Below are 25717 nucleotides of genomic sequence, written 5' to 3'. Positions count from 1 at the left end.
GTTAAAAATTCGCAATCTCCGCAAATGCTTGCGCTTGTTCCGCAGGGCGAAAAAAGAACGGCCGGCGAAATCGCCGGCCGCATCGTCTTGGTAAGGTTGTGGTAACGATCAGTAGCGCGCGACCGCCGGGCTGGCCCAGTTGAAGCGGTAGTTGACGCCCGCCTTGATGGTGTGGTCGTCGGTGGTGAAGCTGCCGGTGCCCGTGAGCGGGCCGGCGGTGAAGCTGGCGTCGCCGAAATTGTAGTACTGGTACTCGGCCTTGGCCGACCAGTTCGGGGCGAACATGTATTCGAGGCCGGCGCCGACGGTGTAGCCGTTGCGATGATCGCCGGTGATGACGAACGCAGCCGGCACGCCGCCGACGGTCACCTTCTCGTTGTTGTCGGAATAGGCGTAGCCGCCCTTCACGTAGACGAGGCCCGGGCCCCAGGTGTAGCCGACGCGGCCAGTGATCGAGCCGAGGCCACGCTGGTCATTGGTGTAGGCGATGCCGCCCGGAAACACGGCGCCGACGCTGCCGGAGAGCCAGGAATACTGGCCTTCGACGCCGACCACGAAGTTCGGGTGGAACTGCCAGTCCGCACCGGCCTGCACGCCGCCGAGGAAACGGCCGTTGCCGTTGTTGCCGGTGGAGAGGCCGCTGAAATTGTTGTCGCTGGAGAACGCGCCGCCGACATGGCCGCCGATGTAGAAACCGGTCCAATTGTAGATCGGCGCGGCATAGGCCGGCGCGGCCGCCTTGTAATAGTTGCGGTTGCCGAGATCGGCACCGACGGCCGGCGCAGCGGCGCCCACCGCGAGCAGCGCAACGGTCGCAAACAGAATCTTCTTCATCGTCTTGAACTCCAGCACTCGATGTCCCCGGTCGGCGCGCTCTCCGCGCCGCGTTGGTTTTGCAGATAGCTCGCTTTTGACGAAAATGCTGTCACATGCATGGCACAGCGGCGGCTAACCCAACTTATTGGGCTGCAAATGGTTTTCGTGATTAATGTCGGCTTAAGAAGTGGTGAAGGAAGGTTTAATTTCGCGCCGTCCCGGTAACGTCCGTGCGCGTTTCGTTAACCGAGGCGGCGTCGCGCCTCGTCCCGCATCTGCTCGCGAAACGCCGCGCGCTTGGCGGGGCGGTCTTCCTCACGAACGTCGTGGCGATCGAAGATGTCGAACTTCTCCAGGATCGGATAGCGCTCGCTCGCCATCGCAAGCACGCGCAACACCTTGGTCGCCGACGGCGTCGGGCCGCTGACCTCCCAGCGCCGGATGGTGTCGCTGCCGCCCTTGTCCGGCAATCCGCAGAGCCTTGCCATGTCGGCCGCCGAGAGCTGCCGCTCGAGAGCATCGGAGAGATCGGTGCGGAGTTGCTTCAGTTCGGGGCCGGTCATGCTGCTGGTGCCGAATGGACGTCGAGCAAATTGCGCTAAGGGTGATTCGGGTTGATCCTGTGGCAATGTCGACAAATATGTTGTCCTTCGGTCATTCCAGGTCGAGGAAGTAGCGCCATTCCGTTCCCATGTTGTCGTCGGTGATCGGCGTATTGCCCTTTGTGGCGACGAGAAGCTGGGGACATTCCTCCACCATCGGACCGTCCCTGCGATAGTCGGCCATCAGCGCATCGAGCACGGCGCCGTCGGTTTCGCTTCCGCCTGCGAATTCGGACTTGCCATCGATGTTGTAGCGCTCGAGCGTCTTGCGCCAGCGTTCATAATTCCAGTCGATCGGCGACTCCGACACCACCACGTGGTTGAGGAAGCGGGCGCCGTGGGAGAAGGTGGCGCAGGCGGTGCGCTGGGCGCGCCGCGAATTGGTGGTGTTGTAGAAATAGATGCCGCCTTTGTTGAGGTGCTGTTTCACCAGCGTCAGGAACTCCGTCGACAGCAGATTGGTGGCGTTGGCCCGGAAATGCCAGGTCGTGTTGACGACGACAGCATCGAAGCGCGCCTCGGGATGATGGCCAAGCCAGCGGCGGCCGTCGTCCTCGACGATTCGAACCTTGGGATTGCCGAGGAGCGATTTGACATCGTCTTGCGTTGCGATGATCTGGAGATAGCCGCGGTTGATCTCCACGATGGTGAGCGAGGCGACGTCGGGGTTGTTGGCGATGACCTGCGCCCAGGACCCCGAAGCAAGTCCGATCATCAACACGTCGCGCGGCGCGCCGTGAAACAGGCTCAGCGCATAGGGGCGCACGATGCCGTTGCGGTCGTGCTTGAGGTCGGTATTGAAGCGGCCATCATACATGCCGTTGCCCGACACGGTGCTGTCGGTGTCGACGGTTATGATGCCGCTGTGGTTCTCCACGACCTGCACGAAATCCTCGATTGCGACCGACTTGCCTTGAAGGTTTTCCAGCAGCCGTTGCGCGAACAATGCGTTGGCGCCGATGCCGAGGATGAGCACCGCGCCCGCGATGGCGGCGAAGCGCAGGCGTTCACGGAGCGCGGCCGGATACGAGAATGCGAGCACCATGGCGCAGAGGGTTCCCGCGATCATGAGCAGCACGGCCATCTCCTTCAGGCCGAAATGGTCCGTCAGCACGAAGCCGGTCAGCACAGCGCCGCTCGCGCACCCAATGATGTTGGAGAAATACAATAGCGCGGTCTGCTGGCCTGCGCGCGCATCTGCCCCGATGCCGAACTGGGACAGATAGGGCAGCAAGGCGCCCCATTGCCGGGCAATCAGATAGGTCACGATCATCTCATTGAGCAACAGGGCGAGAACGTTTGACGCCAGCTGTGTCATCAGCGGTAGGAACGCAGCGGCGAACCCGTTGGCCCAGACGAGGTCCATTGCAGCCTGTTTGATCGCCTCTTGCGCAGATCGCGTCGCGCAGATCTGTCCCGCGCGCTGAGCTCCGACGGCGACGCCGATCAGAAAGCTGCCCAGAGTGATGGCGAAGGCAAGCGAGCTCGAACCTGAGGCGAAGGAGATGGTGCGGAACAGATAGATCTCATAGGACAGCGCGATGAAGCCGCCGGCAGCCGCCAGCGCGGCGACGAAGTTCATGCGAAGAATGGGGGCCTTCGTGCGGAGGGCGGCGGGCTCCGGCGCGGGAGCAGCCGGCGCAGGGCTCAGGACATGCGCCGCGATCGCGCCGAGGCCAACCGCGACGTTGATTCCCGCCGCGAGCATGACCGCGCCCTGCATGCCGGCGAAGGGAAAGATGAGCACGGCCGAAACCAAGCAGGCCGTGCCCGCGCCGAGGGTATTGACGAAATAAAGTGAGCCGACCGAGCTGCCGATCTCGCCGGATATCCTGACGAGGTACGACACGAGGATTGGGAGGGTGGCCCCCATCAGGAGTGTCGGCACTAGCACCAGCAGCAGATTGATGACGGCGATCGCCGCCAATGGCATGTCGACGGTGACGCGGCCGACGAGGTCGAAGACTCCGAGCGAGACCAGGCCGAAGGCGGCCGTCGCGAGTTCGATGATCCCGAGCAGCAAGAGCGGCTTGACGTTGCCCCGTTTCGACAGCCAGCCACCGGCGAGACTTCCGAGTCCGAGGCCCAGCATGAACGCCGTGACGACAATGGTGACCGATTCCGTGTTGACGCCGAAGATCCGGAACAGGCTGCGCTGCCAGGTGAGCTGGTAGATCAGTGCCGGGAAGCCGGAGAAGAAGAACAGAATGTAAAGGAGGCGGATTCGCGCTGCCATCGCGGTCGGGCGCGGGGCCGCAGGCAGCTCGACAGTCGTCATCTCCGGTTCCCCATTTGCGGGCACAACCTAGGGAGGAAAGGTAAGCAAAGATTGCTGCGAGTTGCGCAAAGCGTCCGGATGTCGGGGTTCGGGCCAGGATCGGCGGACAGGGTTAAGCAGGCGCCAATGTCCTGTTCTTCGGCGGGGCTTTCGGAAAGAACGAGGAAGGCAGGAGAGATGCCAAGGTCCCCACCGAAACGATGCCGGAAAGGTGTTTGCCCGGCCAGAACGGGGCGGCACCTTGAACGCGCTTCGGCGTTGTATAGTTGGCCTGCGGTAGCGCTGTGCCGCAGATGGATCAATCAGCCATGACAAGCTTCAAATTCGCCATTGCCGCTTTTGTCTCTGCCGGACTGCTCGCTGCGCCGTTCGCGGCTGAGGCCAAGAAGCGGTCGAGCCGACATTACAGCACCGGCGTGGTGGCGCCGAATTATGGTGGCGCTGCATCGCCGGCGGCGCAGACGCCGTCCTACGGATCGTCAGGACAGTCGGTCGGTACGGTCACCGCGCCCTCGGTTGGATCGTACAATTGGCCATCGGTCGGCGTGACCAATTCGGTTCCGACCTGGAGTAACACCACGCGATAGCGCGATGGCGCTAAATGCCCCGGCGTGCCTGGTTTCCGATCACGCAGCGCCAGGCCGCCAGCCGCTCGGCCGGATGCTGGCTCATCCAGTCGGCGAGCTGCGGCGCGCCCATCAGGCAGGACTGCACCGAGACTTCGGCGAAATCCGAGGAGGTGACGAGCTGCTCGTGACAATTGCTCGGCGAGGCGAGGCTGCAGAGAACCGCGATGATCTTGATCACGACCGGGTGCTCCCGTCGCCTACGGACGTTCGACCCATCGGCGCCTTGTCGTGGCCGTCGCCGGCGGGATCAGCCGAAGGGAAAATGCTGTCGTAGATGGCGCGCGCTTCCTGGATCAGACGCGCTCGCTCGCGCTCGGACTTCGAGACAAATCGAATAACTTCGCCCATGTTGGCTCCGTATCGTCATCAGATGACGTCAATCATTCCATTTCGATCTAGGGTGCCGTCCTCGCCTTTGAAGCGGCGCCGCCGATCACGAGGGAACAAAAACACGTGAGCGCACCCGGGCATCCCAACGCATCCGGCGCCTGACGCGCCGGGTCGAGAAGCCGCTCACTACATCATGTTCGTCGCAAGGCTCTTGCAGCCAAAGGCTCTCTTAGTCGAGCGAGCGAACACCGGTCTCAATCTGCTTCTTGCCGTCATCGGCAAGACCGTTCACGCAAAGCAAATTCCGTCGAGTCAAATATGTTTCACGTCGGAAGGTCACCAAGTTTTGGAACCATCCGGAAAGTTCGGTGATCGATGAGCGCGCCGTGTCACGCCGCGGGCGCGCGCTCTTTCCGTCCCGGCACCGCCGCCAGCAATTCGCGCGTATAGGCATGCTCGGGCGCCGCGAACAGCTGCGCGGTCGGCTTCAGCTCGACGATAGCGCCGCGCTGCATCACCGCGATGCGGTCGCAGATTTGCGCGGCGACACGCAGGTCATGGGTGATGAACAGCATCGAGAGGCCGAGCCGCGCCTTGAGGTCTTCGAGCAGCCTCAAGACCTGCGCCTGGACGGAGACGTCGAGCGCGGAGACGGCTTCGTCCGCCACGATGATCTCGGGCTCCAGCGCGAGTGCGCGGGCAATGCCAATGCGCTGGCGCTGGCCGCCGGAGAATTCGTGCGGGTAGCGTTCGAGCGCGCCGGCGTCTAAGCCCACCATCTTCAGCAGATCTCGGGCACGATCGAACGCAATCTTCTGATCCGTACCCGCTGCGATCGGGCCGTCCGCGATGATGTGGCCGACCTTGCGCCTTGGATTGAGCGAGGCGAACGGATCCTGGAAGATCATCTGGATGCGATGGCGTTCGGTGCGCAGCGCCTTGCCGGTGAGAGAGGTGAGGTCGGTCTCGCCGATCCGCACCGTGCCGCGGTCGGCCTCGATCAGCCGCATCACGAGACGCGCCACCGACGATTTGCCGGAGCCGGATTCGCCGACGAGGCCGAGCGTCTCGCCCTTGAAGATGTCGAAATTGACCGCGCGCGCGGCATCGACGCGGCGGTCCTCGCGAAACCAGCCGCCCGACGTCACATAGGTCTTGTCCAGCCCGATCACCTCGACTGCCTTGGCCTGGTCGTCGAGGGGTTTTCGTGCCGGCGGATCCATCGAGGGGACGGCGGCGAGCAGCGCCTTGGTATAGTCGTGCTGTGGCGCGTTGAAGACGGTCGCGGCCGGGCCTTCCTCGACGACCTTGCCGTGGCGGAGCACCACGACCTGGTCGGCGATATCGGCGACCACGCCGAAATCATGGGTGATGAACATCACCGCCATGTTGCGGTTGCGCTGGAGGTTGCGGATCAGCTTGAGGATCTGCGCCTGCGTGGTGACGTCGAGCGCGGTGGTCGGCTCGTCCGCGACCAGCACGGCGGGTTCGAGCGCGAGCGCCATCGCGATCATGGCGCGCTGGCGCTGGCCGCCGGAAAGCTGATGCGGATAGGCGCGCACGATGCGCTCGGGGTCGGGCAGGCCGACCTCGCGCGCCAGTGCCAGCGCGCGCGCGCGCCGCTCTTTCGGCGTCAGCAGGCCGTGCGCCTCGAACATCTCCGCCATCTGGTCGCCGATGCGCATCAACGGATTGAGCGCGGTCATCGGCTCCTGGAAGATCATGGCAAGGCGCCGGCCGCGCAGATCGCGCCAGCCGCCGTCGTCGAGCTTGAGCAGGTCGCGGCCTTCGAACTGGATCTCGCCCGACGTGACGGAGACCGTGTCAGACAGCAGGCCCATCAGCGCATGCGCGCACATCGACTTGCCGGAGCCGGATTCGCCGACGACGCAGACGATCTTGCCGGGCCGCAGGTCGAGCGAGACGCCATCGACCGCGAACGGACGCTCGGCGCCCTTCGGCAGCGCGATCCGTAAGTTCTTGATGGAGACGGCGGGCGGGGCGGTCATCATCAGCGGCCCTCCCGCGACAGGCGCGGATTGAGCGCGTCGTTGAGGCCTTCGCCGATCAGATTGAGCCCGAGCACCGAAATCAGGATGGCGACGCCTGGAAATACAGTGATCCACCAGGCCTGGCGGATCACTGTGCGGCCGGCGCCGACCATGTAGCCCCAGGAGATCAGATTGGGATCGCCAAGGCCGAGGAAGGCCAGCGAGGATTCCAAGAGGATCGCGGTCGCCACCATCAGCGAGGCCAGCACGATCACCGGCGACAGCGCGTTCGGCAGGATCTCGCGCAGGATGATCCAGCTGTTGCTCTGGCCCGTGACGATCGCCGCCTGGACATATTCACGCGTGCGCAGCGACAGCACCTCGCCGCGCACGAGGCGGGCGACCGGCGGCCAACTCACCACCGCGATCGAGGCCACGATCGAATAGATCGAGGGCTGCAGGATCGCGACCAGCACGATGGCGAGCGCGAAGCTCGGAATGGTCTGGAAGAATTCAGTGAAGCGCATCAGGGCGTCGTCGACCCTGCCGCCGAAATATCCGGCCATGGCGCCGATGGGAATGCCGACCACCAGCGCGACCAGTGTGGAGACGAGGCCTACCAGCAGCGAGACCCGTGCGCCGAAGATCATGCCGGCGAACACGTCGCGGCCGAGCGCGTCGGTGCCGAACGGCACCGTCGAAAGCGTGAAGGGCGGCAGGAACGGCCGCTGCACCATGCGCCAGGGCGAGTTCGGGAACAGCATCGGCCCGAATACCGCGATCGCGATCGCGAGCAGGAGGATGATGAGCCCGATCACGCCGCTGGGGCTCCGCAGCATCGATTTCCAGAACTGTTTCATGAGGCGAATTCGATACGCGGGTCGACCACGCGATAGACGAGGTCGGTGATGAGGTTGAAGATCAGCACCATGGCGGAGCAGATCACGAAGACGCCGAGCAAGAGATTGTAGTCGCGCTGCAGCAACGCGTCGTACATCAGGCGGCCGATGCCGGGCCAGGCGAACACGGTCTCGGTGATGACGGCGCCGCCGATCAGCGTGCCGGAATGGACGCCGGCCAGCGTCACGACCGGCAGCAGCGCGTTGCGCAGCACGTGGCGGCGCTGGATCACGGCGTCGGACAGGCCCTTCGCGCGCGCGGTCTTGACGAAGTCCAGCCGCTTCACCTCGAGCATCGAGGCACGGGTCATACGGGTGTAGGTCGCCATGAAGAACAGGCCGAGCGTCATCGCCGGCATGATCAGGTGCTTTGCGACGTCCACGGCGTGGGCAAGGCCGGTGAGGTTGGCGCCGACCGTCTCGTAACCGAAGCTCGGCAGCCAATCCATGGTGACCGAGAACAACAGGATGCCCATCAGCGCCACCCAGAAGATCGGCATGGCGTAGAAAATCAGTGCGAACACGGTAATGGCGGTGTCGAGAAACGTCCCCGCAAAGCGCGCGGCAAACGTCCCGAAGAGAACGCCGAGTGCGAGTGAGATCGCGAATGCGGTGAGCGTCAGCAGCAGCGTCGCCGGCAGCCGCTCGCCGATGAGCTTGGCGACCGGCGCCTGCTGGCGGAAGGAGAAGCCGAGGTCGAGGGTGGTGACGCCCTTGACATAGATGAAGAGCTGCTCGGGTAGCGGCTTGTCGAGGCCGAACTTCTCCCGGAGCTGCTTGACGAAGACCTGGTCGGAGGCGCCGGCCTCACCCGCCATCACGATGGCGGGGTCGCCGGGCGCAAGCCGGATCAGGAAGAAATTGAGGACGACGATCGCGAGCAGGACGATCACGCCCTTGAGGACACGCTGGGCAACGAAGGAGAGCATCTTAGGGAGTCATATCTTGTAGCGTGACCGGGAGCCACGGTGACGGTGAACTCCCTCGCCCCGCTTGCGGGGAGAGGGTTGGGGTGAGGGGGACTCTCCGCGAGGGTATCAGCAGTGGGATTCGCGGAGACTCCCCCTCACCCGAATATGCGCTTCGCGCATATTCGACCTCTCCCCGCAAGCGGGGAGAGGTGAAAGAACAGCTCATCACTTGTCGAGCCATGCGTCCTTGAAGCCGTCGTTGACGCCGATCCCCGTGGTGATCAGGTTCTTGACCTTGCAGCGGGTGATGGTCGGGAATTGCAGCTCGAGCATCCAGGCCACCGGCACGTCCTCGACCAGGATCTTCTGCGCCTTCTCGTAGATCTCCTTGCGCTTGGAATCGGGCGTCGCGACCGCGCCGTCGGCAAACAGCTTGTCGATCTCGGGGTTGGAGTAGCCCTCGACGTTGTTGAACACCTGGCCCTTGGCGATGTTGCTGGAGATGTAGTTGCGGCCGACGCCGAGCGCGGGATCGCCGTACTGGTAGAGATAGGTGAAGGCGATGTCGTAATCCCAATCGCCGATCTTCTGGTTGCCGCCGGCAACGTCGGTGGCGATGGTCTCGATGTTCATGCCGACGTCCATGAGGTTCTGCTTCACCGCTTCACCCCAGCGCTGCCAGGTCTCGCCATAGGCGAGCGGCAGCAGGCGGATCTTCTCGCCCTTGTAGCCGGCTTCCTTCAGCAGCGCCTTGGCCTTGGCCGGATCGTACGGATATTTCTTGACGTCGTCGGTGTAGTATTTGATGGCCGAGGACGACGGGCCGGTGGCGACCTTGCCAAGCCCGTTCCAGATCACGTCCTTGGCGAAGTCGCGATCGACCGCATACATGACGGCCTGCCGCACCCGCTTGTCCGCAAGCGGACCCTGACGGTTGTTCAGCCACAGCCAGGCCAGCGGCGAGAAGAACTCCCAGCCGGCGCCGGTGACGCAGGTGTCCTTCAGCTTGGACAGCCGCGGCACGTCGAAATTCTCAACCGAGCCGCCGGGCAGCACGTCGACCTTGCCGGTCTCGTAGGCCACCGAGCGCGCGGCGGCGTCGGGAATGATCTGCCAGTAGATCTCGTCGATATAGGGCTTGCCCTTCTCGTAATAGTTCGGGTTTTTCACCAGGCGGATGTACGAGCCCTTCTGCCATTCCTTGAACATGAAGGGGCCGGTGCCGACCGGCGCATTATTATAGGGGTTGGTCTTGAAGTCGGTGCCTTCGTAAAGATGCTTCGGCACGATCGGCATCGAGCCGACCTCGAAGATGCCGAGGAACGGGCCGAACGGCTGCTTCAGCGTGAACACCACCGTGTAATCGTCGGGTGCCTCGACCTTGTCGACCTGCGCCAAATTGGTGCGGGCGCGGGCGTGGGTCTGCTTTAGCATCTCCATCGAGAACAGCACGTCCGCGGCGGTGAAGGGCTTGCCGTCATGCCAGGTGACGCCTTTCCTGAGCTTGAAGGTGTAGGTCTTGGCGTCCTCGCTGACGGTCCAGCTCTCGGCGAGCTCCGGAAGCGGCTCGAGCTTGGGGCTGTAGCGCAAGAGGCCCTCGAAGATGTTGCCCGATACCATCTGGGTCGGACCGTTCTGAATCAACGCAAGCATCAGGCCGGGCGGCTCGGGCTGGATCACCGCGTTGATCACGCCTCCGGTTTTCGGCTCTTGCGCCATCGCAGGGGCCGCGAGCCCGCAAGCCAGGAGGAGACCAAGCAACACTCGTTTCGGCATGTCATATCTTTCTCAAGCGCGACCAGCCGAAAACGCTTCGCGACGTCATGGCGTGCAAAGCTGTGGCCAGCCCATCCCAGTCCCCATCCGGTGGCGAGGCTCACACAGTCTCGTTCGGCGCCGCAAGATGAAAGTCTCGACAGCGTTCGCACAAAAAATGTACAGCGCGTCCTGTTTTCACTTGATTCATTCCCGTGTCACGGGAGACAAGTTCGCCATGGATAATGCCACTCGCTCCGAACGATCCCGCAATGCTGCACTCGAAGCGGCGATCGCGATCATCGCGCGCGACGGGCCCGGACGGCTGACGCTCGATGCGATCGCCCGCGAGAGCGGCCTCAGCAAGGGCGGCGTGATGCACCAGTTCCGCACCAAGGAAGCCGTGCTGAAGGCACTGCTCGAGCGGCAGATGGCGCATTTCGAGGTGTTCTCGACCGACTATATGGCCAAGGCGCGCGCGACCTCCGCGAATCCAAATCTGGCGACGCAGCTCGCGACGGTGCGCGAAGCCGCGACCTCGCCGAATTCCGCCGCGCTGGCCCTGGTTGCGGCCATGGTCGAGAATCCCAATCTGATGGCGCTGCCGCGCGAGCGCGAGATGGAGCGGATGGCGGCGATCAGGGAAGAGGCCACTGATCCGGATCTGGCCATGCTGCGCTGGGCCGGTGCGATGGGACTGCTGCTGAGTTCGCTGTTCGGCATGTCGCCGCTCAGCAAGGAGGAGCATCAGCGGCTGTTCGCGCGTCTTCTTGACGACGCGCAATGGGCCGCCCTCGAACAGCCGGCGGCAACGCGCGCCGCCAAGCCTGCAGCGGCGCCGGCCGCGAAGGCTGCAACCCGGCGCAAGCGCGCCTGAGTCATCGTTAACGAAACCTCATCGTGAGCTGCCCAAAGCCGCGCCTGCGGCCAAATGCGCCAGTGCCGTATTTCCGTACTGTACAAACCGTCTAGTCGGTTTTATAACTCCAGCCACTGAGGCAACCCGAAGCTTCCGACATGGCCCCGGACGAAGCCGCGGGTTTGCCATGGTGAGCCCCGCAGCCGCGCCCGGTCCCTGGCGCGGCTGCGGCCGCCATCGCCCGAACAGTGCCAAGAGGAGTCTGCAATGAATCGCTCGATCGCCGCGCGCGGTCTGGGAACGCTGGTGCTTTGCTCAGGCATAAGCGGCTGCGCCTCGGTCGCGCCCGTGCCTTATTCCGAGATGGCGTCCTCGGCCTACATGGCCCCGGACAAATCGGACGCCTCCGGCCGGGTGCCTTACCGCTATTCCACGCCGGTCGACTGGCGCGCCTATAACAAGGTGATCCTCGATCCCATCGTGGTCTATCGCGGGCGGGATCACCAGTTCGGCGACATGTCCGGCAAGGACAAGGCGACGCTCGCCGCCTACATGCAGGGCTGTTTCGCCGAGCGGCTGCGCAGCCGCTTCGCACTGGTGCAGGAGCGCGGACCGAACACGCTGCGCGTCAGGCTGACGCTCACCGGCGCCGTCACCAACACGCCGGTGCTCGGCACGCTGTCGCGCTTCGATATGGCCGGCGCGGTCTACAACGGTGTGCAGGCCGCGCGCGACGGCGAGGGTATGATGACCGGCTCGGTCGTCTACGGCGTCGAGATCTTCGACGCGACGACCTCGCGGCTGCTCTCCGCCTACGTCACCAAGCAATATCCGTCCGCCTACGACATCAAGGCCACCACCGGCGCGCTCGCGGCCGCCACCGCCGGTCTCGACAAGGGCGCCGAGGCGCTGATGGCGCAGTTGAACTGACGCCCGCGATTCATTCAACGAAAGGCATTGCTGATGAACATCCTCCTTCGCTTCGTGCTCCGCATCGCCATCACGATCGTGATGCTGACCTTCGGCGGCCGCGCCGGCGCCGTCACGCCGGCCGATCCGAGCGGCACCTGGCTGGTCGAGGACGGCCGCGCCCGCATTCGCCTCGAGCGCTGCGGCCCGTCGCGCGACCGCCTCTGCGGCTTCATCGTCTGGATGAAGGAGCCTGCCGACAAGCGCGGCCAGCCCTATCGCGACACCCAGAATCCTGATCCGGACAAGCGCGCCCGCATGCTGCTCGGCCACCAGCTCATCATGGGCTTGCAGGCGACGCCGGAGGGACGCTTCGCCGGCGACATCTATAATGCGGAGGACGGCAAGTCCTACTCGGTGTCGATCTGGCGCGAATCTTCCGATCGCCTCAAGCTGAAAGGCTGCCTGATAAAATTCCTGTGCCAGACCCAGACCTGGCAGCAGACCCTCGACGTCGTGCCCGGCCAGCTCGTCGGTTTGACCGGCGATCTCAACGGTCCGCGCGCCGACAGGGAATGGGCGGCGGTGCCGGCCCCCAAGCCGATCCCGGCGAAAGCAAAATAGTGTTCAGGAGGTCCGCAGCGCCCGCCGCAATTCATCGAGCGCCTCCGCGAGCTGCTCGCGGTGCGCGATGTCGTCCGCAGGAATGGCAGCGACACTGCCGGCGAGCTCGCGCAGAATGCCGGCGAGCAGGCCGAAATTGAGGTGCAGATGCACCGATTTGCGTTCGTCGGCCGCGCCCGGATGCTGCAGCACCAGCGCAACGCCGCTGCCGTCGAGCCGCGCCTCGAACCGCGACGAATGCTCGAAAGTGCCGACATAGAATTTGTCGGGGTATTCGAGTGCGACCTCTGCCTTGTCGGGAACCGGCCTGGACATGTGAGCCTCGTTGATGCCGGCAAAATCCTGCCGCGCATAAAGTCTGGCCGGGAATAGATCGGGCCGCCTTGCGATAGGTCAGAGGCGGCTTCCGGATTTGATCCGGATCAAAGTCAGGCCGCCGCTTTTGCGATCCAATAGCAACTGGCGGGGACCCGGGTACCGGGCATCCTGCTCCCTTGCGCGGTGAAACGATCGATGGACATCCAGGCCACCAACATCCCTGCGGCTGACGAGAGCACACCCGATCTCGCCGGCCTCGAATGCGCGCCGGATGCGGGCGTGCAGCACTGTCTGCAATTGCTCGGCAACGCCGGCCTGCGCCCGACGCGCCAGCGTCTCGCGCTCGGCCAGTTGCTGTTCCTGAACGGCCATCGTCACGTCACCGCCGAGAGCCTTTACGAAGAGGCGATGGCGGCGAGCGCCTATCTGTCGCTGGCGACAGTCTACAACACGCTGAACCAGTTCACCGAGGCCGGCCTGCTTCGCCGGATCGCGGCCGACGGCATCAAGTCGTTCTTCGACACCGACACGTCGGTGCATCCGCACTTCTATCTCGAAGGCGAGGATATGCTGGTCGACGTCGCCGAAGGCCTCGCCTTCACCAAGATCCCCGAGGCGCTTCCCGGCCACGAGATCGCGCGGCTCGACGTCATCGTCCATCTGCGCCGCAAGCGCGTGTAGCGCTTATCCTGCTTCAGGCCAGGGCTATCCCCTATCGTCATGGCCGGGACAAGCCCGGGCATGACGACCTTCTGTGGAGCGCCGCACCTCAGCGCAAGCCGGCGCGCCGGAATCCCTCGAGATAATGCGCGCGATCGGCTTCATTGGCCCAAGGTAGCTGGGTCGCGATCCAGTGCAGCGAGATGCCCGGCTGGGCGCGGCGGAGCTCGCCCAGCGCCGTCTCCGCCAGCACCTCGTCGCCGGTCATGCCGGCGGAGACCGCGAGCACGCGGTAGGCGCCGGTGAGATCGCCGCGGTGGCGGATCGCCTCGCGGGCGAGCGCGATAGCCTCGTCATACTGGCGTTCGGTGAAGCGCGCATAGCCGGCGATACCCTGATAGATCGCCAGCGACGGATCGCGTGGTGACAGCCGGATCGCCCTTTGCGCGGCGTCGAACGCCTCCCTGGACCGTCCGGCATAGGACAGCGCCAGCGCGTAATAGCCCTGCGCCAGCGAGAAGTTCGGATTGAGCACAAGCGCCTGCTCGAATTCGGATAGCGCATCCGCGAGCCTGCGCGTCGAGAAATAGACGCTGCCGAGACCGACATGAGCCCAGGCATCCTCATGGTCGCAGCGCACCGCGGCGAGCGCGGCAGCTTCCGCCACCGGCGCCACCGCGGCGAGATCGGCCCAGCCGAGATGCGCGCCGAACATGTGGTTGGCCGCCAGCAGCGACAGCGCCTGGCCGTAGTTCGGATCAATCGCGATCGCGCGTTCGAGCAGGGTACGCGCGGTCTCGTGATCGCTCTTCGTCACCCGCCAGAAGTGCGACAGCGCCCGCATCAAGAGATCCCAGGCGTCCAGGCTCGCGGGCGGCTTGCTGTGGGCGCGAAAACTCTCCGCCGCGTGGATCTGCGGCTCGATCGCCGCGACAATCGCGTTGGTGATCTCGTCCTGCACGGCGAAGACGTCGACCAGCTCGCGGTCATAGCGCTCGGCCCACAGATGACTGCCCGAATTGGCATCGTTGAGCTGCGCGGTGATGCGCACCCGGTTGCCCACCTTGCGCACGCTGCCTTCGACGATGTAGCGGACGCCGAGCTCCTCCGCGATCTGCCTGATATGGACCGCGCGCCCCTTGTAGGTGAAGGACGAGTTGCGCGCGATCACCATGAACCAGCGCTGCTTCGACAGCGCGGTGAGGATGTCCTCGCTGATGCCGTCGCCGAAATAGTCCTGTGCGGGATCGCCGCTCATGTTCTCGAAGGCGAGCACCGCGACCGCCGGGCGGTCCGCGACGCGCGGCAGAAAGGGCCTGGCTTCGGCCGGCACGATCGACGCTGCCATTTCTTCCCGGACGTCGCCGACGAAACGGAAGCCCTTGCGCGGAATGGTCTTGATCAGCCGCTGGGTCGCGCCGTCGTCGCTGATCGCCTTCCGCGCGGCATTGATCCGGCTGTTGAGCGCCGAGTCCGAGATGATGCGGTCGCTCCAGATCTGGGTGATCAGGTCATCCTTGCTGACCACCCGGGCGCGCTGCGCGACCAGATAGAGCAGGAGGTCGAACACTTGCGGCTGCAACGGCACGGCCGCCCCGCCGCAGGTGAGTTCCCGCAGGTCGCCGTCGAGCACGTTGTTTTCAAATCGAAATCGCACGTTGTCCGTCTCAAGCAAAAATCAAAGTGGTCTCAGGCGAAAATCAATCGTCCGCGAAAGCCTTGGGCCCGTCCGAAGGGCATGGTGGAGCAACCAACGAAGTGCCGGCGTTTTGGCACAACGGAGCTGTTTTCATGACCCAACTTGATCATCAAATTCATTCGATCGGCCCGGAGGTTGCGGGCTCTCGCGTCTTCAGGTTCATCGCCTTTTTGTACGGAATTGCGGCGTATCTCGTGTTTTTCGTCACCATTCTCTACGCCATCGGCTTCGTCACGGGCCTGATGGTGCCCAAGACCATCGACATGACCATCGGCCTCGGAACCCAGACCTCGATGGTTGAAGCAGTCGTCATCGATCTCATCCTGATGTCGATCTTCGCCGTCCAGCACAGCGTGATGGCGCGCCAGCAGTTCAAGGCATGGTGGACGCAGTTCGTCCCCAAGCCGGTCGAGCGAAGCACCTATGTGCTGCTGGCGAGCCTGTCATTGCTGCTCCTGTTCTGGCAGTGGCGTCCGTTGCCTGCGGTGATATGGAACGTCGAGAATCAGGATCTTGCCGTGACTCTGGTCACGCTGTCCTTCGCGGGCTGGGCCCTGGTGTTCGCCAGCACATACCTGATCAATCACTTCGAATTGTTCGGATTGCATCAGGTCACCAACCATCTGATCGGCAAGGAGGCGTCGCCGCCGCGGTTCAAGACGCCGCTGCTCTACAATTTCGTCCGCCATCCGATCTATCTCGGCTTCATCATTGCGTTCTGGGTGACGCCGACCATGACCGCGGGCCATCTGCTGTTTGCGGTCGTGACCACGCTCTACATCTTCGTCGGCATCGCGCTGGAGGAGCACGACCTCGTCGCTCTCTTCGGGGACGAGTACCGGCAGTACAAACAACGGGTGTCGATGCTTATTCCCTGGCGCCGGTCATCCTAGTGGTCGCGTCTTTCCGTCGCGTCCCCCGAAAGGAGGACGCGGGACGGCGCCGGGCCCGGTAACGCAGGCTCCGCACGCGCGCGGTCCCCTCAACGTCCCCGGGGTGATTCCCCATCACCCCGACGCCTCTCCCCGCATCCATATTCACCGGGTTTCGCGTGACCAGGAGCGGGGAGAGGATTTTCCCTTCATCAACGGAGACGATTCAATGAAACATGTTGGAAATTGCTTCTGCGGCGCGGTGACGATCGAGGTCACGGGTGCACCGGAGGCGATGGGCTACTGCCATTGCCGCTCCTGCCGGTCGTGGTCGGGTGGTCCGGTCAACGCCTTCAGCCTGTGGAAGCCTGAAGCCGTGCGCGTAACCGAGGGCAGCGAGAATGTCGAGACCTTCGCCAAGACGCCCCTCAGCCAGCGCCAATATTGCAAGAAGTGCGGCGGTCATCTCATGACCAGCCACCCGCCGCTCGGTCTGATCGACGTCTTCAGCGCCACCATCCCGACGCTCGCATTCGCGCCCGGTGTTCACGTCAACTATGCCGAGACCGTGCTGCCGATGCGTGACGGCTTGCCCAAGCTGAAGGATTTCCCGGCCGAGTTCGGCGGCAGCGGCGAGATGATGCAGGAGTAGCGGCGCTGTCGTCATGAGGGCGGCCCTGTGCCGCCCTCGCTGTCGTCTTTTTTGGTAGAACGATGACGGACTAGCCGCCGCGGGATTCGACGACCTTGCGGCACGAATCCGAGAGCTTCGACTTGTTCTCGCGCAGGCAGGCGTTCATCTGCGGCGGCTTGCCGATGTGTTCGGCGCAGAATTTGCTGGCGTCACCACGGCAGGCCATTTGCTCCTGGACCGACGGACCGGACTGCGCGGCGGCGGGCAGGGCGGCAGCGGCGAGCAGCAGCGCGGCAAGAACCGAAATCTTCATAAAGCACCTCTTCTGGAATCCTCGTTGGTCCCGACCGGGATCAATCGGGCCGGACCATCCCGCAGACGCCGGGCGGGGGTCCATGCCATGTTCATGGCACCGGCGGGCTCGGTGGAGCGCGGTACCCCCATCTTCATGGCATGTATCCGCGCGACGTCTTTTGTCATTCAGGCTGCACCTCGGCCGCGAAACCCGGTGATTGCATCGGGACGCCGAACGGGAAGCAGGAGAGCTAAGAATGTCGAAGAGAGCTGGAGCGCTGGGCGCAGCGCTGACGGTCATGGCGCTCGCGGGCGCGGCGACGGTGTCACTGGGCACGAGCCCGGCGCAGGCGGTGGTCTATTGCAAGACCGTCGGCGTGCCCAAGGGCTGCGTGGTGCGTCCGACGGCGGCGGTCGTGGTTGCCCCGGGAGCGCCGGTCGCGGCCGCGGCGGTCGCAACACCCGGCGTCGGTGCGCCCGGTGTCGGCGTGCGCGCGGGAACGCCGATGAACCGCGGCGGCCCGGTCAATCGCGTCGGCGTGCGCTGATCTTTCCGTTGAGTTGATTGCATCGCTTCGGGCCAACGGGGCCTGCGGACGAACACCCCCCGTCCTCCGCAGGCAAATGAACCCGGCCCGTCCCCTCTCTCCGTGCGCCCCACACGTTTCGGAGAGGGGGTTTTTCAGCCCGCAGCCATGTCGCTGTCGGGAAAACGCTGCGGCAATTGTAGCCGCACGCGCGTTCCGGAGGCATCGGAGCTCAGGTCGAGCAAGGCGCCGCAGCGCGCGGCCCGGCTCCTCATGTTGCGCAGCCCGCGTGCGGTCCGGCCCGCCTGCTCGGTCTCGCCATTGCCGGTCAGCGCGAAGCCATGGCCGTCGTCGGTCACGCTGATCACGCCATACGGCCCCTCGTTCCCCTCGAGCGTGTCGATGGTGACCGCGATGCGGCGGGCCTGCGCGTGCTTGACCGCATTGGTGACGGCCTCGTCGAGGATGCGCACGATCTGGATGACGTGCCAGGGCCTGAGCTCGGGATGCAGCGGCACGCCTTGCGGGGTCGCCACGCGCCAGTCGAGCGTGATGTCGTGCGGCCGCAATTGCGCGCTGGCGCGCTCGCGCCAGGAGCCGAGCGCGAGCATCAGGTCGCCACCGATATCGTCCATGGAATCGATGACGAGGCGCAGATCCTTCAGCGCGGCGCGGGCGGCATCGGTAATGGTCGCGCCCTCGTGGCCCCGCTCGGACAGCGCGACGATGCTGACGAGCTGCCCGCCGAGGCCGTCATGAAGGTCGCGCATCAGGCGCGTGCGCTCGTTGGCGAGCGCGGCGGCGCGGGCGCGCTCCTCCTCACGGGCAAAGCTCGCCTTCAGCCGCTCCTCGGCCTCGCGCACCCGCGTCACCAGCTGGCCGGCAAAGCTGTCGACCTGGTTCAGCGCACGGGCGAAGCGCCAGGTCAGCCCGGCGCCGATCGCGACCAGCATCGCCGAATAGGACAGGCGCGAGACGAAGATGCGCTCGTTGGCGACGATCTCGAATACCGTGAGCATGTCCTTGATCCAGCAGACCAGCACGATGGTCACGGCACAGCCGATCGTGAAGCTCGCTGCGTCCTGCCGCCGGACGACCGCGGTCGCGGTCACGCCGGCCATCAGAAACAGGCAAATTCCGACCGTGGGGATGCCGAGCACCAGAAACAGGATGCGCGGCAGCGGCGGGCCGCCGATCAGCCCGACCACGAAGACGACGAGGCCCGGCACGAACAGCAGCGTGCCATAGCGCGGCCAGCGCCAGCCGAAGAACAGCACGCCGAACATGACGACCAGCGCGCTCTCGATCGGTGCGGACGCCAGCAGCACCGCGGCGAGCCGGGAGACCGTGGCCGGCGGCACCGGCGGCGGCGCGAACGCCTGCACCACGCCGAGCACCATCGCCGCGGCCAGCACGCCATAGACCGGCTCGCGACGCCGCATCAGCCACATGATCGCGAGGATGACCGCCAGGATCGACTGCCAGGCCGAGAACACCACCGGCAATGTGACGAACAGCAGCGTGCGTCTCTCATAGGCCGGGCGCAGGGCGACATCCGGCCCGACATATACGGTGTCGAGAAAGCCCTTGAGCGGTCCCCATACGAACAGCCGCACGGTCATCTCGTTGGCGCCATCGCGCAGCAGCGAAGCCGGAATCGCCGCGATCTGCGGCGTGTTGCGGTCGGGCCGGTTGGCGTTGGCATCGCGCCGGGAATCGAGCACGACGACGCCGTTGACGGCGACCTCCACCGCGTTGCTGAAGCGTGGCAGGTACACCGACCAGCCCGCGGCCGCATCGTCGCGGCGGAATGTGAAGGCGCCGCTGTAGAACGGCGGGTCGGCCAGCGAATAGCGCGACGAGGTGAAATGCGGCAGCGTCACGGGGCGGGTCAGGCCGTCTTCCCGTGCCGAAAAATCGTTCAACGCAAAGTCTTCGGGATCGCTCGGCTGCAGCAGCCGGAGCCCGAGGATTGTCACGATGACGATCAGGACCTGGAGCAGCAGATAGGGCACGAGGCGCGAGGCGATCAGCCGGCGCCGCGGACGCGTCGTCGCCTTCGCCGCGATCTCGCTCACAGCTTGATCAGGCCCTGCTGCACCGCCTCGAACACCGCTTCGCTGCGCGTATGCACTTCGAGCTTGCGGTAGATGTTCTTGATGTGGCCGGGCACGGTCTGCTTGGACAGGCCGAGATGGCTCGCGATCTCGGCATAGCTGAAGCCCTTGGCGATGCCCCAGAGGATGTCGATTTCGCGCGGCGTCAGCCTGGCGGTGTTGAGCACGGGGCCGGGCGGCGGCTCCGCCGAATTCGGCGCGGCGCCTTGCGTCCGGCGTACGATGAAGCGCGCGATCGAGGCCGAGATCGGCGAATGGCCGGCAACGAGATCGCGCACGGTGGTGGCGATGTCGGTCGGGAAGGCGTCCTTGAGCAGATAGCCGGTGGCGCCGACCGTGATCGCGGAGATCACGCTCTCCTCGTCGCCGAGGGCCGAGATCACCATGATCTCGGTGTCGGGAAAGCGCCGCCGCATCTCGCGGATCAGCTCGATGCCGTGGCCGTCGGGCAGCCGCAGGTCGGTCAGCAGCACGCGCGGCGCGCCGCCTTCGAGGGCGGAACGGGCTTCCCCGAGCGTGCCGGCGCTGCGCACCTCGTAGCCGGCCTTGACCAGCGCATCCTGGAGCCGCCAGCAGGTCGGCGCGTCGTCCTCGACGAGGAGGATGGTGATGATGTCACCCGTCTCGCCCTGTTCGGTCATGATCATGGTCCCGCACCCGCGTGTCCCCCGCGGCGCAACGGCAAGTCTAGCGGCCGCGCGGAAGCCGTGACACCCATAATCATGGGGGCGGAAAAATCCAGTGCTCGGGATAGGCCGGTGCGCCGGGCCAGCCTGTCGGTCCAGGCCGGTGGCGCGCAAGGACTACAATTTCGCTTCGGCCGGTTTCGGCGGCTTTGCGGCCTCGACGGGCGGCGGCAGCCGCTGCACCCTGATCCGCGCGGTGCCGCTGTTGTTGTCGTAGAATTTCCTGAGCGACCCCTGGAACGGCGCCAGGAATTTGGGCGTGATGCCGGCCGGCAGGATGGTGGGAAACATCTGGACGGCGTCGTTGACGTAGAAGAACAGCTCGCCGGAATCGGGCGCGACGAATTCGGCGACGACGCGGCCGGTCAGATTTTGTTTGCTCCAGACCTCCCGGGCGGCGGGCAGGTCGTCCGGGGGGATCGGCAGGAAGTTGTCGAGCGCTTCCAGCCGCGCGCGGCGCGGATCGCTCTTGTCGAGCTCTTCCTCGACGCGAACCCAATAGCGATGGGCGGGATCCTTGGTCAAATCGTCCTCGGCCGGAAGCGTCGGATGCCTCCGTCGCGGCAGGTCTTCCGCCGGCATCACGTTCACGGCCGTGAGCGGAATGTCGTTCATGCCCTTCGAGCCGACGCGGACCACCGGCTGGAACCAGTCGGCGCCGTAGAGCCGGCGCATCGGCAGGAAGATGGTGCGGGCGAGGTCGGTCGTGAAGCCGTTCACGCCGATCATGACGGTGCGGTCGAACCAGGGCTCCTCGATGTCGAGCCAGACGCGGTATTTGCGGCCCTTCTCGACCGCAAGCCCGCTCCACCAGCAGAACTCGCTGGTCGCGAATACCGTGTCGGCAGGCAGGGGCTCGTCGAGCACGGGCCTGCCACGCTCGAGGCGCGTGCCGCTTGCGGACTTGATCTCTGGCGGCGCGCACACCCGGCCGAGTGCGACGCGGCCGGTGAAATAGCTGGTGGATGCGATCAGCAGGGCCGAACTGAAGATGATGAAGAGGAAGGTGAGTGGCACGAGGCGCCGTGCGAACAGCGTGCGCGCAGGCCCCGCATGATGTCGCATCCAGTTGGCGATGGTGAGCGCCCAGCTCGATGTCGCGACGTGCTTTCGGCTCGCCTTGCGGCGCGACGTATTCCAGGCGAGCCGCGCGCGCTCCTGGATGTTGTCGCGCAGCGCGGCGTTCTGCTTCCACACCCACAGCGTGATCAGCAGCACGGCCGAGGTCAGCACCGGATAATAGGTCGCGATGTCGAGCCAGGGCTTCGCATAGGACGGCAGCAAATCCCGCAGGATGTTGGTGAACGGCGCCACGACGGCGCCAAGCAGCCAGTCGGCGTCGGTGACGAGCTTCAGGAATCCGGTGCCTTCCAGGCCGCCGTCCTCGGACGAGCCGACGAGGCTTCGCGCGATCCAGGGGAAGACGGCGATGAAGCCGACCATGAACAGCAGCGAGAAATAGGCAACCCGCCGCCACCACACGGTATCGCGCGTCAGGCTCGACATGTCAGGGTCGGGCGTGCTCATCGCGGTGAAGGCTTTCGCCTCCTCCTCGCGCCGCGGGCCCGTGGCTTGTGCGAGATAGGCCTGCTTCAGGGTCTCTCGCGCGCGCTGCTCCTCCAGCTCCCGGTTCTCGCCTTCGGGGCGCAGCGGCAATGTCGATCCGTCCGGCAGCCGCACCAGGCAGTTCGCCGGAAGCATGATGGGCGCGTAATCGTCGCAGCCGAACAGCATGCGCTCGATCACGGCGAAGTGCACGACCGGCGGCCCGCCATTATCCTCGCCGCCAAGGATAGGCCGCGGCCCGTAGCGGTACAGCACCGCCGCGCCGCTGCGCGAATCGTGCAGCGGTCCGATGGCCGATTGATAGTCGCTGAAATGTTCGATCTCGCCGTCCTGGAAGCGCAGCCTGCCCTGGAGCTGCTCGACCATCCAGACCAGCGGCACGAAGGACAGCGTGGATTCCGGATAGCCGCCACCGATGTCGGAGTGAACGCCGGTGAACCACACTTCCTTGACGATCTGGTCCTGCGCCAGATGACTCTGGTCGATCCTCAGCGGATGGAACGTGGTGCGTTCGTCGTCGAGCGCGAGCGCGTGGCAGGCGTGCTTGACCTTGTGCGACAGCCGATGATTGCGGAACGAGATCGGCCAGATCGCCCAGTCGATGGCGAGGCGAAGCTCCTCGACGGGAACGCCGAACGCCTCGACGGTGTCGAACAGGCCGAGGAAAGCGATCTCCACCTCGGTGCGCCCGTCCATCTTGCTGCGCACGTCGGCATATGAGCGGTGCCGGCAGAGCCCGTGATAGATGAAGAGCAGGGCATCGCGGATCCAGCGCGTGACCCAGATGGTCGGCAGGCTCCTGGTCCAGGGCACGGTCTGCCGCCGGTACTCGCGCCAGGCGGCCTTGACGTTGCGCCCCATCTCCGCATGCGACACCGGCGTGTCGCCGACCACGGCGGGCACGAGGCCCTGGCTCGAGATCAGCGCAGCCAGCGTGCGCGCGGTGAAGGCGCCGCGGCTGAAGCCGAAGATGTAGATCTCGTCGCCCGGCCGCCAGTTCCAGCACAGGAAGCGATAGAGCTTGCGGACGTTGCCGGGCACGCCGATGCCGGTGGCGCCGTCGAGCGCGGCGAGCGGTGCCCAACCGGCGGTGCCGACACCCTTGATGTAATGCGCGATCTGGTCGGGCTCGGTATGATCGAGCGCCTCGTAGAGACGCCAGACGCTGGATTCCTGTTTGGTGAACGCGTTGCCGGTGCCATCGGCGAACAGCACCAGCTTGCGTCTCGGCAACGCGGTGCCTCCACCTTCATTTCCGCCGCTGGACTTGCGTTCCGGCTGAAAAGAGTTGGCCTGGGCGTTCCGCCCGACATCATGATGCGTCATGGGCCTCTCCGGCATTGTCACCGGAAAAGTGTCAGACCTGAACCGGGCTGCACTCCCCGGACTCAAAAAAAATGCTTCGTCATGAAATGCAGGTGTATTCTGCACACAATCCCGTTGAGGTAGCAAGCGCGATCGCGCGAGCAAGCCGCAGTGCATCGCCGCGAGATAGAGGCCGCCGATCGTATTTGAACATTCAGCAGAGGACGTTATCGCGGCAGACGTGCGTCGTCGCGTCAGATGCCTCGGCTATTCACGTTCTCTTGTGCGGCATGGAAAGGCGTGAATGGCCGGGACAAGCCCGGCCATGGCGCTGCGGGAACTGTAGGGGTCTCCTACTTCCCGTTGCCGCGGCAGCGGCCGCCGGGGCCGATATGGTAGCCGCGCGGGCAGGCATGCGCCGCGGGGTTGGCGTAGTTCCGCAAGCATCCGCCATAGGGGCCGCGATGCCAGCCGGCACCGCAGCCGCCGGCGATCGCGACGACGTCGCCGGTCGCGCTCCCGAGCGGGGCAAGCGGCATGGCTTCGGCAACGCCCGTGATCGCGCAAAGCGCGACTGCTGCGGCAAAGATGGTTCGCATCATGATTTGGGTCCTCCCGAATGCCGTTGCGTCAGTGGCTGGCGGCGAAGGCGATGCCCGCGCGCACCTCGGAGATCGCCTGGTCGATCAGGCCCATCGCCTTCTCGCGATGGCCGCCCTTGTTCGGCTCGGCCTTGCCGAGCTCGGCGCGGGCCGATTGCAGGATCGCGACGGCTTCGGTCATGTGCGGCTGCGCGCCCAGCGCGTAACCGATGCAGAGACTGGTCGCGATGACGCCGCCGAGCGCGAGGCTCCGGGGTAGAGAGGTTCGCATGTCGTTGTCTCCTCCAGCGGGCGTCAGGCAGGGCCGCCCGGTTTGCCCGGGCGCAGTCCTCTTATGTGACGGGATGCTGCACCCGCTGCCTGAATAGGGCTCGCTGATGCGGATCGTCTTGGACTGTCCGGCGCCGGCAGTGTCACGACTTGGACTGACCGGCGCAGCTTGATTCACGTTGGCGTGCTGATAGCCTGTGCCCCGCCGGCCTTCACCAGGGGTTCAGTTTCGTCCCTGCAGGCTTCGGCGGGCTTCGCGTGCGACCTTTTCCAAAAAGTCTTTCTTGGAAGTTCTTTCGATGTCCGTCATCAGGAAGTCGCTGTCGACCGACATGCTGCCGCCGGATCTGTCCGACCGGCAGCGCTTCATCCGCTTCGCCGAATTGTTCGAGCATTTCTCCAACACCGGTGAGCTCGATCCCGCATCTGACGTGCCGTTCCGCGCCAGCATGAATTCGATTCACGTCGGCACCACCATGCTCGGCCGCTGCAATGGCAGCTTCGTCACGGTGCGGCGGGAGAAGCGCCAGGTGGTCGAGACCGGCGACGACCGCTTCTGCCTCGCGCGCAATACCGGGGATCGCTCGTCGGAGGTGGTCCATCGCGGGCGCGAATTCAGCATGCGGCCGGGATCGATGGTGCTGCTCAAGCTGGACGAGCCGTTCTTCGCCGCGGACGGCGCCAGCCACAAGCGCTTCACCAACGTGCATCTGCCGGTCGTCACGCTGCGGGCGATGGTGCCCGGCGTCGACGATCTTGTCGGCTGCGAGCTCGAGCCCGGCGGTGCGCTGTCGCTGGCGATGGATTACAGCGACCTCCTGCTGCGCCACCCGACCGCGGCGGACGAAGCCGGCATGGCGATCGCCGCGCATCTGCTCGATCTCGCCGCGATCGGTCTCGGCGCCCGCGGCGATGTCGTCGCCGCCGCGCAGCGCCGGGGGCTGCGCGCGGTGCGGCTCAAGGCGGTGTTGTCGGTCCTTCAGGCGCGCTTCCATGAGCCGGATTTCTCGGCGCAGAAGCTCGCCGCCGCTACCGGTCTGTCCGAGCGTTACGTCAACGAATTGCTGTTCGAAGCCGGCGCTGGCTTCACCACCCGCCTGACCGAGCTGCGCCTGCGCAAGGCCTCCGATCTTCTCGCCCATCGCGACGCCCGCATCAGCGACATCGCCTTCGCCTGCGGCTTCAACGATCTCTCTTATTTCAACCGCTGCTTTCGCCGCCGGTTCGGCCTGACGCCGACCGCGGCAAGAGGGAAGTGAGATATCTCCGGGTGGGTTACGCTGACGCTAATCCACCCTACAGGAGATCGACCCGCGGCGGCGGATAGCGCCTCGCCAGCATCGACAGCGACAGGCGCCGCTCGTCCACCGGCAGCTCCAGATAGGCCAGCACCGTTGGCCGCTTCCAGTCACCGATGCCGAAATCCATCGACGTCCATTTCTGCGGCTCGGGACCTTCGAGGCCCCGGACCCAGACGAAGAAGCGGGGAAGGTCGTCGGCGTCCGTCGTGCGTGTCCTGGCCATCAAGCTGTCCGCTGCATCGGGTCGATTGCAAGAGGATATA

General features: G+C 65.1%; 27 protein-coding genes. 9 read left to right on the top strand and 18 right to left on the bottom strand.

Annotated elements, in window-relative coordinates:
* Positions 1-108: 108 nt before the first annotated feature.
* The 3 genes from QRQ56_RS29565 to QRQ56_RS29555 all read right to left on the bottom strand — a co-directional run bounded on the left by QRQ56_RS29565 (position 109) and on the right by QRQ56_RS29555 (position 3696).
* Positions 109-834: an outer membrane protein gene (locus QRQ56_RS29565; RefSeq protein WP_438744748.1), complete on the bottom strand. Its 726-nt coding sequence runs from the start codon at positions 832-834 to the stop codon at positions 109-111.
* Between the two features lie 224 nt (positions 835-1058).
* Positions 1059-1379, bottom strand: a complete 321-nt coding sequence (locus QRQ56_RS29560) for a hypothetical protein (protein WP_438744746.1) — start codon at positions 1377-1379, stop codon at positions 1059-1061.
* A gap of 91 nt (positions 1380-1470) precedes the next feature.
* On the bottom strand, positions 1471-3696 hold the full coding sequence (locus QRQ56_RS29555; RefSeq protein ID WP_438744744.1) for a fused MFS/spermidine synthase: 2226 nt from the start codon (positions 3694-3696) through the stop codon (positions 1471-1473).
* Between the two features lie 308 nt (positions 3697-4004).
* Between QRQ56_RS29555 and QRQ56_RS29550 the strand changes: the two genes are divergently transcribed.
* Positions 4005-4283 carry a hypothetical protein gene (locus QRQ56_RS29550; protein ID WP_438744742.1) on the top strand — a complete coding sequence of 93 codons (279 nt, stop codon included), beginning with the start codon at positions 4005-4007 and terminating at the stop codon, positions 4281-4283.
* A gap of 10 nt (positions 4284-4293) precedes the next feature.
* Here QRQ56_RS29550 and QRQ56_RS29545 read toward each other — a convergent pair whose 3' ends face one another.
* The 6 genes from QRQ56_RS29545 to QRQ56_RS29520 all read right to left on the bottom strand — a co-directional run bounded on the left by QRQ56_RS29545 (position 4294) and on the right by QRQ56_RS29520 (position 10232).
* Positions 4294-4503 (bottom strand): hypothetical protein, encoded by a 210-nt coding sequence (locus tag QRQ56_RS29545; protein WP_438744740.1) that lies wholly within the window; start codon positions 4501-4503, stop codon positions 4294-4296.
* The gene (locus QRQ56_RS29540) at positions 4500-4673 is read right to left on the bottom strand and encodes a hypothetical protein (protein WP_438744739.1); all 174 of its coding nucleotides are present in this window, start codon (positions 4671-4673) and stop codon (positions 4500-4502) included. The genes QRQ56_RS29545 and QRQ56_RS29540 overlap by 4 nt, the downstream gene beginning before the upstream one ends.
* A gap of 371 nt (positions 4674-5044) precedes the next feature.
* Positions 5045-6664 carry an ABC transporter ATP-binding protein gene (locus QRQ56_RS29535; protein ID WP_438744981.1) on the bottom strand — a complete coding sequence of 540 codons (1620 nt, stop codon included), beginning with the start codon at positions 6662-6664 and terminating at the stop codon, positions 5045-5047.
* A 2-nt stretch (positions 6665-6666) separates the two neighbouring features.
* A complete protein-coding gene (locus QRQ56_RS29530) occupies positions 6667-7506 on the bottom strand; it encodes an ABC transporter permease (protein ID WP_438744738.1) in 840 nt (279 codons plus the stop codon).
* The gene (locus tag QRQ56_RS29525) at positions 7503-8474 is read right to left on the bottom strand and encodes an ABC transporter permease (RefSeq protein WP_438744737.1); all 972 of its coding nucleotides are present in this window, start codon (positions 8472-8474) and stop codon (positions 7503-7505) included. Before QRQ56_RS29525 ends, QRQ56_RS29530 begins: the two co-directional genes overlap by 4 nt.
* Positions 8475-8681: 207 nt before the next feature.
* Positions 8682-10232 carry an ABC transporter substrate-binding protein gene (locus tag QRQ56_RS29520; RefSeq protein WP_438744735.1) on the bottom strand — a complete coding sequence of 517 codons (1551 nt, stop codon included), beginning with the start codon at positions 10230-10232 and terminating at the stop codon, positions 8682-8684.
* A 217-nt stretch (positions 10233-10449) separates the two neighbouring features.
* On the opposite strand from QRQ56_RS29520, the gene QRQ56_RS29515 reads away from it, so the two are divergent.
* The 3 genes from QRQ56_RS29515 to QRQ56_RS29505 all read left to right on the top strand — a co-directional run bounded on the left by QRQ56_RS29515 (position 10450) and on the right by QRQ56_RS29505 (position 12603).
* On the top strand, positions 10450-11088 hold the full coding sequence (locus QRQ56_RS29515) for a TetR/AcrR family transcriptional regulator (RefSeq protein WP_438744733.1): 639 nt from the start codon (positions 10450-10452) through the stop codon (positions 11086-11088).
* Positions 11089-11337: 249 nt separating this feature from the next.
* The gene (locus QRQ56_RS29510; protein ID WP_438744732.1) at positions 11338-12000 is read left to right on the top strand and encodes a DUF3313 domain-containing protein; all 663 of its coding nucleotides are present in this window, start codon (positions 11338-11340) and stop codon (positions 11998-12000) included.
* A gap of 33 nt (positions 12001-12033) precedes the next feature.
* The gene (locus tag QRQ56_RS29505) at positions 12034-12603 is read left to right on the top strand and encodes a DUF2147 domain-containing protein (protein ID WP_438744730.1); all 570 of its coding nucleotides are present in this window, start codon (positions 12034-12036) and stop codon (positions 12601-12603) included.
* 3 nt (positions 12604-12606) lie between these two features.
* Here QRQ56_RS29505 and QRQ56_RS29500 read toward each other — a convergent pair whose 3' ends face one another.
* On the bottom strand, positions 12607-12918 hold the full coding sequence (locus tag QRQ56_RS29500) for a hypothetical protein (RefSeq protein WP_438744728.1): 312 nt from the start codon (positions 12916-12918) through the stop codon (positions 12607-12609).
* 198 nt (positions 12919-13116) lie between these two features.
* Between QRQ56_RS29500 and irr the strand changes: the two genes are divergently transcribed.
* The gene (gene irr / locus QRQ56_RS29495) at positions 13117-13602 is read left to right on the top strand and encodes a Fur family transcriptional regulator Irr (protein ID WP_438744727.1); all 486 of its coding nucleotides are present in this window, start codon (positions 13117-13119) and stop codon (positions 13600-13602) included.
* Positions 13603-13690: 88 nt separating this feature from the next.
* Here the strand turns inward: irr and QRQ56_RS29490 are convergent, their stop codons facing one another.
* A complete protein-coding gene (locus QRQ56_RS29490; protein WP_438744725.1) occupies positions 13691-15238 on the bottom strand; it encodes a winged helix-turn-helix domain-containing protein in 1548 nt (515 codons plus the stop codon).
* Positions 15239-15372: 134 nt separating this feature from the next.
* Here QRQ56_RS29490 and mddA point away from each other — a divergent pair, with 134 nt between their 5' ends.
* Positions 15373-16173 (top strand): methanethiol S-methyltransferase, encoded by an 801-nt coding sequence (gene mddA / locus QRQ56_RS29485; protein ID WP_438744723.1) that lies wholly within the window; start codon positions 15373-15375, stop codon positions 16171-16173.
* A gap of 208 nt (positions 16174-16381) precedes the next feature.
* Complete coding sequence (locus QRQ56_RS29480) at positions 16382-16804, top strand: GFA family protein (protein WP_438744721.1); 423 nt, start codon at positions 16382-16384, stop codon at positions 16802-16804.
* Positions 16805-16874: 70 nt separating this feature from the next.
* Here QRQ56_RS29480 and QRQ56_RS29475 read toward each other — a convergent pair whose 3' ends face one another.
* On the bottom strand, positions 16875-17099 hold the full coding sequence (locus tag QRQ56_RS29475) for a hypothetical protein (RefSeq protein WP_036020653.1): 225 nt from the start codon (positions 17097-17099) through the stop codon (positions 16875-16877).
* A 238-nt stretch (positions 17100-17337) separates the two neighbouring features.
* On the opposite strand from QRQ56_RS29475, the gene QRQ56_RS29470 reads away from it, so the two are divergent.
* On the top strand, positions 17338-17628 hold the full coding sequence (locus QRQ56_RS29470; RefSeq protein WP_438744719.1) for a hypothetical protein: 291 nt from the start codon (positions 17338-17340) through the stop codon (positions 17626-17628).
* Between the two features lie 134 nt (positions 17629-17762).
* On the opposite strand, the gene QRQ56_RS29465 is transcribed toward QRQ56_RS29470, so the two are convergent.
* The 5 genes from QRQ56_RS29465 to QRQ56_RS29445 form a co-directional block, all read right to left on the bottom strand.
* Positions 17763-19685 carry a sensor histidine kinase gene (locus QRQ56_RS29465; RefSeq protein ID WP_438744718.1) on the bottom strand — a complete coding sequence of 641 codons (1923 nt, stop codon included), beginning with the start codon at positions 19683-19685 and terminating at the stop codon, positions 17763-17765.
* The gene (locus QRQ56_RS29460) at positions 19682-20365 is read right to left on the bottom strand and encodes a response regulator (protein ID WP_438744979.1); all 684 of its coding nucleotides are present in this window, start codon (positions 20363-20365) and stop codon (positions 19682-19684) included. Before QRQ56_RS29460 ends, QRQ56_RS29465 begins: the two co-directional genes overlap by 4 nt.
* 162 nt (positions 20366-20527) lie before the next feature.
* Positions 20528-23302 (bottom strand): DUF2235 domain-containing protein, encoded by a 2775-nt coding sequence (locus QRQ56_RS29455; protein WP_438744716.1) that lies wholly within the window; start codon positions 23300-23302, stop codon positions 20528-20530.
* A 332-nt stretch (positions 23303-23634) separates the two neighbouring features.
* Positions 23635-23883 carry a GCG_CRPN prefix-to-repeats domain-containing protein gene (locus QRQ56_RS29450; RefSeq protein ID WP_438744714.1) on the bottom strand — a complete coding sequence of 83 codons (249 nt, stop codon included), beginning with the start codon at positions 23881-23883 and terminating at the stop codon, positions 23635-23637.
* Positions 23884-23911: 28 nt separating this feature from the next.
* Entirely contained in the window at positions 23912-24154 is a 243-nt protein-coding gene (locus QRQ56_RS29445) for a hypothetical protein (protein ID WP_438744712.1), read from the bottom strand.
* 298 nt (positions 24155-24452) lie between these two features.
* Here QRQ56_RS29445 and QRQ56_RS29440 point away from each other — a divergent pair, with 298 nt between their 5' ends.
* Positions 24453-25412, top strand: a complete 960-nt coding sequence (locus QRQ56_RS29440; RefSeq protein WP_438744710.1) for an AraC family transcriptional regulator — start codon at positions 24453-24455, stop codon at positions 25410-25412.
* 37 nt (positions 25413-25449) lie between these two features.
* Here the strand turns inward: QRQ56_RS29440 and QRQ56_RS29435 are convergent, their stop codons facing one another.
* A complete protein-coding gene (locus QRQ56_RS29435) occupies positions 25450-25677 on the bottom strand; it encodes a hypothetical protein (RefSeq protein WP_438744708.1) in 228 nt (75 codons plus the stop codon).
* Positions 25678-25717 lie beyond the last annotated feature (40 nt).

This window comes from Bradyrhizobium sp. U531 (assembly GCF_051710265.1).
GTDB lineage: Bacteria > Pseudomonadota > Alphaproteobacteria > Rhizobiales > Xanthobacteraceae > Bradyrhizobium.
Note: the sequence above shows the minus strand (reverse complement) of the source record. Positions and strands in the feature narration are given on the sequence as shown.

Excerpts from the sequence above, each read along its gene's own strand:
- QRQ56_RS29565 (WP_438744748.1), bottom strand. The coding sequence starts at position 834 with ATGAAGAAGATTCTGTTTGCGACCGTTGCGCTGCTCGCGGTGGGCGCC.
- QRQ56_RS29560 (WP_438744746.1), bottom strand. The coding sequence starts at position 1,379 with ATGACCGGCCCCGAACTGAAGCAACTCCGCACCGATCTCTCCGATGCT.
- QRQ56_RS29555 (WP_438744744.1), bottom strand. The coding sequence starts at position 3,696 with ATGACGACTGTCGAGCTGCCTGCGGCCCCGCGCCCGACCGCGATGGCA.
- QRQ56_RS29550 (WP_438744742.1), top strand. The coding sequence starts at position 4,005 with ATGACAAGCTTCAAATTCGCCATTGCCGCTTTTGTCTCTGCCGGACTG.
- QRQ56_RS29540 (WP_438744739.1), bottom strand. The coding sequence starts at position 4,673 with ATGGGCGAAGTTATTCGATTTGTCTCGAAGTCCGAGCGCGAGCGAGCG.
- QRQ56_RS29535 (WP_438744981.1), bottom strand. The coding sequence starts at position 6,664 with ATGACCGCCCCGCCCGCCGTCTCCATCAAGAACTTACGGATCGCGCTG.
- QRQ56_RS29530 (WP_438744738.1), bottom strand. The coding sequence starts at position 7,506 with ATGAAACAGTTCTGGAAATCGATGCTGCGGAGCCCCAGCGGCGTGATC.
- QRQ56_RS29525 (WP_438744737.1), bottom strand. The coding sequence starts at position 8,474 with ATGCTCTCCTTCGTTGCCCAGCGTGTCCTCAAGGGCGTGATCGTCCTG.
- QRQ56_RS29520 (WP_438744735.1), bottom strand. The coding sequence starts at position 10,232 with ATGCCGAAACGAGTGTTGCTTGGTCTCCTCCTGGCTTGCGGGCTCGCG.
- QRQ56_RS29515 (WP_438744733.1), top strand. The coding sequence starts at position 10,450 with ATGGATAATGCCACTCGCTCCGAACGATCCCGCAATGCTGCACTCGAA.
- QRQ56_RS29510 (WP_438744732.1), top strand. The coding sequence starts at position 11,338 with ATGAATCGCTCGATCGCCGCGCGCGGTCTGGGAACGCTGGTGCTTTGC.
- QRQ56_RS29505 (WP_438744730.1), top strand. The coding sequence starts at position 12,034 with ATGAACATCCTCCTTCGCTTCGTGCTCCGCATCGCCATCACGATCGTG.
- QRQ56_RS29500 (WP_438744728.1), bottom strand. The coding sequence starts at position 12,918 with ATGTCCAGGCCGGTTCCCGACAAGGCAGAGGTCGCACTCGAATACCCC.
- irr (WP_438744727.1), top strand. The coding sequence starts at position 13,117 with ATGGACATCCAGGCCACCAACATCCCTGCGGCTGACGAGAGCACACCC.
- mddA (WP_438744723.1), top strand. The coding sequence starts at position 15,373 with ATGACCCAACTTGATCATCAAATTCATTCGATCGGCCCGGAGGTTGCG.
- QRQ56_RS29480 (WP_438744721.1), top strand. The coding sequence starts at position 16,382 with ATGAAACATGTTGGAAATTGCTTCTGCGGCGCGGTGACGATCGAGGTC.
- QRQ56_RS29475 (WP_036020653.1), bottom strand. The coding sequence starts at position 17,099 with ATGAAGATTTCGGTTCTTGCCGCGCTGCTGCTCGCCGCTGCCGCCCTG.
- QRQ56_RS29470 (WP_438744719.1), top strand. The coding sequence starts at position 17,338 with ATGTCGAAGAGAGCTGGAGCGCTGGGCGCAGCGCTGACGGTCATGGCG.
- QRQ56_RS29460 (WP_438744979.1), bottom strand. The coding sequence starts at position 20,365 with ATGACCGAACAGGGCGAGACGGGTGACATCATCACCATCCTCCTCGTC.
- QRQ56_RS29455 (WP_438744716.1), bottom strand. The coding sequence starts at position 23,302 with ATGACGCATCATGATGTCGGGCGGAACGCCCAGGCCAACTCTTTTCAG.
- QRQ56_RS29450 (WP_438744714.1), bottom strand. The coding sequence starts at position 23,883 with ATGATGCGAACCATCTTTGCCGCAGCAGTCGCGCTTTGCGCGATCACG.
- QRQ56_RS29445 (WP_438744712.1), bottom strand. The coding sequence starts at position 24,154 with ATGCGAACCTCTCTACCCCGGAGCCTCGCGCTCGGCGGCGTCATCGCG.
- QRQ56_RS29440 (WP_438744710.1), top strand. The coding sequence starts at position 24,453 with ATGTCCGTCATCAGGAAGTCGCTGTCGACCGACATGCTGCCGCCGGAT.
- QRQ56_RS29435 (WP_438744708.1), bottom strand. The coding sequence starts at position 25,677 with ATGGCCAGGACACGCACGACGGACGCCGACGACCTTCCCCGCTTCTTC.